Origin of the sequence: Streptomyces marokkonensis (assembly GCF_039539045.1) — a bacterium.
Lineage (GTDB): Bacteria > Actinomycetota > Actinomycetes > Streptomycetales > Streptomycetaceae > Streptomyces > Streptomyces marokkonensis.
Genome location: NZ_BAABCQ010000032.1, coordinates 47,072 through 54,207 on the forward strand (window position 1 = coordinate 47,072; position 7,136 = coordinate 54,207).

The following is a 7,136-nucleotide window of genomic DNA, read 5'->3' on the forward strand; positions in this document are numbered from 1 at the left end:
CTGAGGCCCGGGGCAGGCCGGGGACGTAGCCGGAAGCGGCAGCGCAGCCATTAAATATGAATTAATCTGGGGTTTCAATGGTGGTAGCGGTCACAGGACGCGGTGAAGTCGGTGGTCATGGCTTGTGGTGGGCGGGGCGGACGCCGGGGACGCTGTCTGCCCTGGCCACGAGAACCGCCCCCGTCCGGATCCGGCGGTGCCCTACTCACGGAGGCGGGCAGGGCGCTGATCGAACCGGCCCGCGCGGCCGTGCGCAGCCTGGAGACCGCACCCGCGAGCGTCGCAGCCGTCCACGAACTGCGCACCGGACGCCTGGATGTTGCCTCGATGCCCTCCCGGCCGGGTACCCGCCCGGGACTTCGAACTCCGCCTCCCGCTACGCACGGAGGGCCTGCGCATCGAGGGCCTGCGCATCGAGGTGACGGACACGCACGGCGGACCGCCGGGCGCGGCCGTGCGGCTGGTGGGTGCCCTCGACGCACCGATCACGCCGACCACAAGGAACAGGGCAGCATGCTCCGCCTCCACATCACCCGGCGAAACCGCCACAGCCGACGACCGGCGCCTCCGCGCCGTCGTGATCAGGGTCGACGTCGCCTGATCCGACGCTGGTCAGACCTGATGCCGAGCGGTACCGCAGTGGCGTCGCCGGGCCGCTTTGCGGCACCGGCCGCAGAGCAGGCTTCCGGATCGTCGCCTCCGGTCGGCGCCGTGGCGGCGATGACGGCGTCCAGCGTGTCCCGTGCGGCCAGCAGGCCGGCGACGGCCTCGTTGATGCGTTCACGTTCCCGGTTCAGGTCGGGCAGCATGCCAGAACAGGCCGGCGCCAGAGTCTGCCCGTCGTCGACCATGCAGGGCATCAGTTCGGCGATGGTGGCGGTGTTGAGACCGGCGCCGAGCAGCATGCGGATGCCCCGCACTGTGGCTATGTCCTCTTCCGTGAACTCGCGATATCCGCTTGGCCGCCGCGATGGCTTGAGCAGCCCCTGCTCCTCGTAGTAGCGCAGCAGGCGTTGGCTGACCCCGGTCCGCCGGGAGAACTCCCCCATGCGCATGTGACGACCACCACGTTCAGTTGACTCTCACATCGATGTGAGAAAGCAGTCTATGCCGCATGACGAGCCATCGATCAGCAAGCCCGCAGCACGCACCCGTTACCGTCATCGGCCTCGGTCCCATGGGTCTCGCCCTCGCCGAGACGCTTCTGGAACACGGCCACCCCACGACCGTCTGGAACCGCACCCCGGAGAAAGCCAACAGCCTCGTCACCAAGGGCGTCCACCGCGCGGGGACCGTCGCCGAGGCGGTGTCCGCGAGCCCTGTCACGATCGTGTGCCTGAAGGACTACGAGACCATGTACGCGGTCCTCGACACCGCTGGTGACGCCTTGAAGGACCGCGCATTGGTAAACCTCAACTCCGGTACCCCGAATGAGGCACACGCTGCGGTCGGCTGGGCAACCGAGCGAGGCGCCGCTTATATGGACGGCGCGATCATGGTGCCGCCGCCGCTCGTCGGGCACCCCGACTCCGTCTTCCTCTATAGCGGTTCACAGGATGTATTCGACGAGCATCGGGCGACGCTGGCGGGCATGGGCGACCCCCGGTACCTCGGCTCCGACCCGAGCCTGGCGGTGCTGTACAACGCGGCACTGCTCGACATGATGTACGCGACCATGAACGGCTTTCTGCACGCCACCGCGCTGGTCGGGTCGGCGAACGTCTCGGCGGTCACGTTCGCCGATCTCGCGCTCAACTGGTTCATGCCCTCGGTGGTGGACTCAACCCTCACCGAGCAGGCTCCCGACCTGGACAAGGGCAACTATCCCGGCGACGTGGGCACCATGGAGATGAACCTCAACGCGCTTGAGCACATCACCCGCACTTGTGTGGAGCAGGGCATTCACTCCGAACAGCCGCGGCTCATGAAGGCGATCGCTGAGCAGGCGATCGCCGAGGGCTCCAGCGGCAAGAACTACCTGGCCGTGCTCGAAGTCTTCAAAAAGGCGACACCGCCTTCATGACCTCATGTGGCGTTGAGGCGCACTACTGACAGGACGAACGTTGCCCAATTCCTTCGTAGCGGCGCCGAGTGGGGACCCTCAGTTCCTTCGTGCTGTTCGAGTACCGGACCGTGATGCCCAATACTCCAGCAGCGGTTCGCTATCTGGCCTGGTCAGAGGCATCGTGGGGAGTGTAGTGGGCTGATGTGATGTCAGGGGTGGTCTTGCCGGACCGCCCCTCCAACGAGTGGCATCGAGAACTGTCCGAGCTGTGATGAGGGCAGTCTCCCTGCGTGATCGACGACCTTGCCGACGCGACCTGGGACTGTGAACTCGACGACCTCTTCCTGCGCATCGGCCACCGCTTCGGCCGCGCCGACCTGTGACGCCGCATGCGCGACTACGTCCGTGCCCTGCTGGGCCCGGTCGGCCGCAAGAGCGGTTGGCAACGGACTTTTGGGTCGAGCCGCCTGAGGGTGAGGAATGCCTGGGCGGCGGTGACGAGGGTGACGTGGTGGTGCCAGCCGCGCCAGGTGCGGCCCTCGAAGTGGTCCAGTCCGAGGCCGTGCTTGAGCTCGCGGTAGTCGTGCTCGATCCGCCAGCGCATCTTGGCCCACCGCACCAGGTCAGCGGCCGGTGTGGTGGCGGGCAGGTTCGATATCCAGTAGTCCGTCGGAGCGTCCTGGCCGCCCGGCCATTCGACCAGGAGTGTCTGGACGGGCAGGACGCCGTCCCACCGGTTGCGGCCGCCGCCCGCTTCCTGCGCTGCGGCCAGGGACTGCTTGCCCGCAGGCCGGGCCGTCAGGACCGCGAAGCGTGAGGTCATCGCGCCTTTGCTGCTCTGCCTCCAGGTCACCTCGGTGAACCGGTCGGCACCGGCCTCCGCTGCGAGGACGCAGACGGCTCGCGGTGGGGTGCGGTAGCGGGGAAGGGTGGGCGGTCCCAGCCCGCCGTAAGCAGGCTGGTACGGCTCAACATCCTCCGGGTGGGCGACTTCCTTCCCGGTCAGGGCCAGGACATAGGACAGCCCACGCTCCTCGAGGCCGAGCCGGAACGGGGTGCTGACGCAGTAGCCGGCGTCGGCGACCACGACCGGTGCCTTCAACTGCCACTGGGCGAGTGTGTCCAGCAGACCGAGCGCGAGACGCCACTTCTCCTGGTGCACCACGTCGTCGGGGACTCCTGCCCTGCGGCATTGCTCCGGTTCGTCCGTCCACTCACGCGGCAGATACAACTGCCACTCCAACGGGCACGAGGCCGTGTCGGTGGCGGCATGGACACTGACCGCGACCTGGCAGTTCGCCCGTTTGCCGACCGCTCCGCAGTACTGGCGGGCCACCCCGACCGACGCCTTGCCGCACTTGGGGAACGACACATCGTCGATCACCCACACCTCGGGCCTGACAACTCCGGACAGCCGCTCGGCGGTCCGCTGCCTGACCGGCAGCGGATCCCATGGCGACTGGTTCACGAACTGCTGCAGGGCCTGCATGTTCCCGTCCGGCAGACGCTCGGCCATCGGCTGGATCGACTTGCGCCGACCGTCGAGCATCAGGCCCCGCAGATGACACTCGTCCCACCGCCGGTGATCCCGCCGCGGAAACGACCCGAACACATCGGCAACGACCGAAAACTCGCCCCGGAGCCGTTCCACTTTGCCCAACCTCATTCCGGGAAGCTGCCCGTGATCAGCCGCGATCACTCAACGTAACGAAGCGCTACTAGTTAGTCCCGTACGGCGGACAGCTCGCGCACCGTCGCCATATCGCTGAACGGGATCAGCTGGTCGCCGACGATCTGGTACGGCTCACTGCCCTTCCCCGCGACCAGCACGATGTCGGCCGGCCCGGCGGCGGACAGGGCGAAGGCGATGGCGTCGCGGCGGTCGGCGATCCGCTCGAAGGGGGTGCCGGTGGCCGTGAGTCCCGGAGCGATCTGGTCCATGATCGCCTCGGGGTCCTCGTCACGAGGGTTGTCCGATGTGAGCACGCACAGATCGGAGTGGGACCCGGCGATCTCGCCCATCTGGGTCCGCTTGGTGACGTCCCGGTCTCCTCCGCAGCCGAAGACCGTGATGACGCGTGCAGCGGCGAAGTCCCTGATGGCGGCGAGTACCTTGTCCAAGGAGTCGGGCGAGTGCGCGTAGTCCACGATCACGGAAGCGCCCTGCGGGGTCTCGAGCCGTTCCAGCCGCCCGGGGACCGGGGGCATCCGGTCGAGCGCCGCCACCAGACCGGCCAAGTCATGGTCCAGCAGATGGCATGCGGCCAGGGTGGCCAGGGCGTTGGAAACCGAGAACCTGCCGGGCACGGGGATCGCGGCCGGATACTTGCGCCCCTCGTGGTGGAGCGTGAACCGCGTGCCGAAGGCATCCATGTCCAGGTCGGTCGCCCGGTAGTCGGCTTCGGCGTCCAGGGCGTACGTACGGACCAGACCCGGCATCATCGCCGGAATCAGCGCGCCGACCGGGTCGTCCGCGTTGACCACCGCGCGCCGGCAGAGTCCGTCGAAAAGCCGGAGTTTGGCGTCCCGGTAGTGCTCCATCGTGCCGTGGTCGTCCAAGTGGTCCTGGGTGAGGTTGGTGAAGACGCCCACGTCGATGAAGGAGTGGTCGATCCGGTGGTTCAGCAGGCCCATCGAGGTGGCCTCCAGGACCACGGTGCCCACCTCGTGATCGCGCATGTGCCCCAGCAGATACTGGAAGTCCGGTGACTCCGGAGTGGTCAGGACCGAGCGCGGCATCGGGATCAGCTCGTCCCCGATCCGGTTCCCGCCCGTCCCGATCACACCCACCTTCCCGCCCTCGGCGATCCGCAGCACGGACTCCACCATGTACGAGACGGACGTCTTGCCGTTGGTGCCGGTGACGGCCACCATGTCCATCGACCGGCCGGGCTCCCCGTAGTAGCGCGAGGTGATCAGCGCTGCGGCCTTACGGGTGTCGGCCACCCGCACGACGCAGGCACCTTGTGCCGACGGCCATACCGCTGCGGGAAGACCGGCCGGGGGCTCCTCGACGAGCACCGCGACGGCGCCCCGCGCCAGCGCGGAACCGACGGCCTCGGGGCCGCCTTCGCGGTGCCCGGGCACCGCGAGGAAGAGCGAACCCGGCGAGACGCGGTGGGCATCCAAGCATGCTCCCGCGGTGACTCTCGTCCCCGGATCGCCCAGAAGCAGTTCGTGATCGTGCCCGGCCAGCAACTCGCTCAGCTTCACAGGGGTCCTCTCAGGATGCGGCCGACCCGCCGGGTCGCGGGAAGCGACACCGGCGGCACGCCAGGGGCGCGGGCGCAGGGGGAAGTGCGGGAGGGGGAATGTGCGGTTCAGGGATACACGGTGCGGGAGCCCGCGGAACCCTTCGGCAAAGGCTCAGGAGGAGGCCGCGGCGCGCCGGGTCCGCCGTGGAGGTGCTGCCTGCGGGCGCCTGCGCACGGCGGGACGAGGGAGGCGGGAGAACCGGATGCGCGGGCCCGTCGGGAAAGTTGCTAGCCGTGACCGTGCAGCGCACGGCAGCGCGCACGGGGCGCGACGGGACCCAGCGGTTGAGGGGCCCGGACCGAGCCCTCCGCCGCCGTATGTGTATGCCCCATACGGCGAGTGTACGTGCCCCGAGCGCCCGCGCCTACGGGAACGGAGTGCGCGACCGACCGAAGTCGCCCACCCCAAGGAACCCATGCATACCCTGCGTCTCCGGCGCGGCGATGCAGGAGCCCAGCTCTCCCGCCCCGATCCGATGCCCCACCACGCGGCCTTGGCGATCACCTCATCCACCATGCTGATCACCTCGCCCGGAAGATCGACAGCGGCAGTGGAACCGAGTGGTTCCAACAAACGAGACCAGGGTTCCAACTCACGCGCCCCGGCTCACCCGAGCACTTCGGGACCGCGGCCGCCAGGTCGACGTCGAACACCTCCCCACGTCCATCCCCCTAGGCCGTGTTTGAGATGTTGATCAAGGCCGTGAAACGATCTCGGGATGCTCGCGGAGATCTGACGGACGACCGATGGCTGCGTCTGGAGTCGGTGTTGCCGCCGTTGGCGGCGATGGGGCGCAAGCCGCGGGATCGGTGGCAGGTCTTCGACGGGATCTGGTGGCGAGCTCGGACGGGCTCGCCGTGGCGGGACATACCGCAGAGGTATGGGCCGTGGGAGACCGCGTACTCGGTCTTCCGGCGATGGCAGATCGACGGGACGTGGGCCCGCATCCTGGAGAAGTTGCAGGTCAAGGCCGATGCGGCCGGGCACATCGAGTGGGAGGTGTCGGTGGACTCGACGGTCTGCCGGGCCCACCAGCACGCTGCCGGAGCTCGCAAAAGGGGGCTCATTGTCCAGGCGGGACGCCCGCGGACGGCTTGGCGGCCGAGCCGGACCTACTCCTCTCGCGAGATCCGCGAGTACCTGCGTCGGCGACAGCTCCCGCACACAATCCCAGAGAAACGTGACCAGGCCGGACACCGGCTCCGTCGGGGCTCGGCGGGCGGCCGACCGCCCGGCTTCGACCGCGAGAAGTACAAGGCCAGACACAAGGTCGAGTGCCGGATCGGACTGCTCAAGCAGGCCCGCGGCGTCGCGACCCGCTACGACAAGCTGGCCGTCCGTTACGAAGCGACGTCCAACTCACTCTGATACGGCAGTCGCTGTGACCCTGTTGCAGTCTCGCCCTAAAGGGCCCGGTCGAGGGCCTCAGTCAGCGTGACTGGGGTGATTTCGAGGCGGTCGAAGCGCCAGCCGTCCTCGGAGCGGCGCGCTCCGTAATGGTGGATCGCGGCTGCGATCGCCTCTGTCTTGTCATCAATGATGAAGACGGCAATGTCGTGGGCCCGCACCGTGGCTGTCTCGCCGTCGATGTCGATGACGAGGTTGGACTTGTTGTGCAGGGTGCGGGCGTAGTCGTCATGGCGCGCGCGGACGAGTTCGATGAGCGCCTCGATGCCGTGAGCCTCCCCACGGAGCGACTTGACGACGACGTCTGGGGCGAAGAGCCGGTCGGTCTGGTCATAGAGGCCCTCGTCGATCCACAAGCTGTGGCGGGAGACCAGGTCAGCCAGTTCGGTGCGGTCAGCGAGGTCGCGGATCAGCGTTTCGATGCTGGTCATGACGCTTCCCTTCAAAGAGTTAGAGTCACTAACGTTCT

General features: G+C 68.0%; 7 protein-coding genes and 2 pseudogenes. 5 read left to right on the forward strand and 4 right to left on the reverse strand.

Annotated elements, in window-relative coordinates; all coding sequences use genetic code 11:
- Positions 1-198: 198 nt before the first annotated feature.
- Together ABEA26_RS11050 and ABEA26_RS11055 are read left to right on the forward strand one after the other, a co-directional pair.
- A pseudogene (locus tag ABEA26_RS11050) lies at positions 199-339 on the forward strand (LysR family transcriptional regulator); the annotation flags it as partial.
- Positions 317-601 carry a hypothetical protein gene (locus ABEA26_RS11055; RefSeq protein ID WP_345591472.1) on the forward strand — a complete coding sequence of 95 codons (285 nt, stop codon included), beginning with the start codon at positions 317-319 and terminating at the stop codon, positions 599-601. The pseudogene ABEA26_RS11050 and the gene ABEA26_RS11055, both read left to right, overlap by 23 nt.
- Here ABEA26_RS11055 and ABEA26_RS11060 read toward each other — a convergent pair.
- Positions 582-1,055 (reverse strand): MerR family transcriptional regulator, encoded by a 474-nt coding sequence (locus ABEA26_RS11060; protein ID WP_345591473.1) that lies wholly within the window; start codon positions 1,053-1,055, stop codon positions 582-584. The two genes, ABEA26_RS11055 and ABEA26_RS11060, sit on opposite strands and share 20 nt — an antisense overlap.
- A gap of 59 nt (positions 1,056-1,114) precedes the next feature.
- Here ABEA26_RS11060 and ABEA26_RS11065 point away from each other — a divergent pair, with 59 nt between their 5' ends.
- Entirely contained in the window at positions 1,115-2,023 is a 909-nt protein-coding gene (locus ABEA26_RS11065) for an NAD(P)-dependent oxidoreductase (RefSeq protein ID WP_345591474.1), read from the forward strand.
- 275 nt (positions 2,024-2,298) lie between these two features.
- A pseudogene (locus tag ABEA26_RS36315) lies at positions 2,299-2,451 on the forward strand (IS701 family transposase); the annotation flags it as partial.
- Here the strand turns inward: ABEA26_RS36315 and ABEA26_RS11070 are convergent.
- Both ABEA26_RS11070 and ABEA26_RS11075 read right to left on the reverse strand, forming a co-directional pair.
- Positions 2,403-3,671, reverse strand: a complete 1,269-nt coding sequence (locus tag ABEA26_RS11070) for an IS701 family transposase (RefSeq protein ID WP_345591476.1) — start codon at positions 3,669-3,671, stop codon at positions 2,403-2,405. The pseudogene ABEA26_RS36315 and the gene ABEA26_RS11070 sit on opposite strands and share 49 nt — an antisense overlap.
- Positions 3,672-3,727: 56 nt before the next feature.
- On the reverse strand, positions 3,728-5,218 hold the full coding sequence (locus ABEA26_RS11075; RefSeq protein ID WP_345591478.1) for a UDP-N-acetylmuramoyl-L-alanyl-D-glutamate--2,6-diaminopimelate ligase: 1,491 nt from the start codon (positions 5,216-5,218) through the stop codon (positions 3,728-3,730).
- Between the two features lie 744 nt (positions 5,219-5,962).
- Here ABEA26_RS11075 and ABEA26_RS11080 point away from each other — a divergent pair.
- On the forward strand, positions 5,963-6,628 hold the full coding sequence (locus ABEA26_RS11080) for an IS5 family transposase (protein ID WP_345591480.1): 666 nt from the start codon (positions 5,963-5,965) through the stop codon (positions 6,626-6,628).
- 35 nt (positions 6,629-6,663) lie between these two features.
- Here ABEA26_RS11080 and ABEA26_RS11085 read toward each other — a convergent pair whose 3' ends face one another.
- On the reverse strand, positions 6,664-7,098 hold the full coding sequence (locus tag ABEA26_RS11085) for a nuclear transport factor 2 family protein (RefSeq protein ID WP_345591482.1): 435 nt from the start codon (positions 7,096-7,098) through the stop codon (positions 6,664-6,666).
- Positions 7,099-7,136 lie beyond the last annotated feature (38 nt).

What these genes read in the sequence shown, in the direction of transcription:
- ABEA26_RS11055 (WP_345591472.1), top strand. Translation starts at nt 317, where the DNA reads ATGTTGCCTCGATGCCCTCCCGGCCGGGTACCCGCCCGGGACTTCGAA.
- ABEA26_RS11060 (WP_345591473.1), bottom strand. Translation starts at nt 1,055, where the DNA reads ATGCGCATGGGGGAGTTCTCCCGGCGGACCGGGGTCAGCCAACGCCTG.
- ABEA26_RS11065 (WP_345591474.1), top strand. Translation starts at nt 1,115, where the DNA reads ATGACGAGCCATCGATCAGCAAGCCCGCAGCACGCACCCGTTACCGTC.
- ABEA26_RS11070 (WP_345591476.1), bottom strand. Translation starts at nt 3,671, where the DNA reads ATGAGGTTGGGCAAAGTGGAACGGCTCCGGGGCGAGTTTTCGGTCGTT.
- ABEA26_RS11085 (WP_345591482.1), bottom strand. Translation starts at nt 7,098, where the DNA reads ATGACCAGCATCGAAACGCTGATCCGCGACCTCGCTGACCGCACCGAA.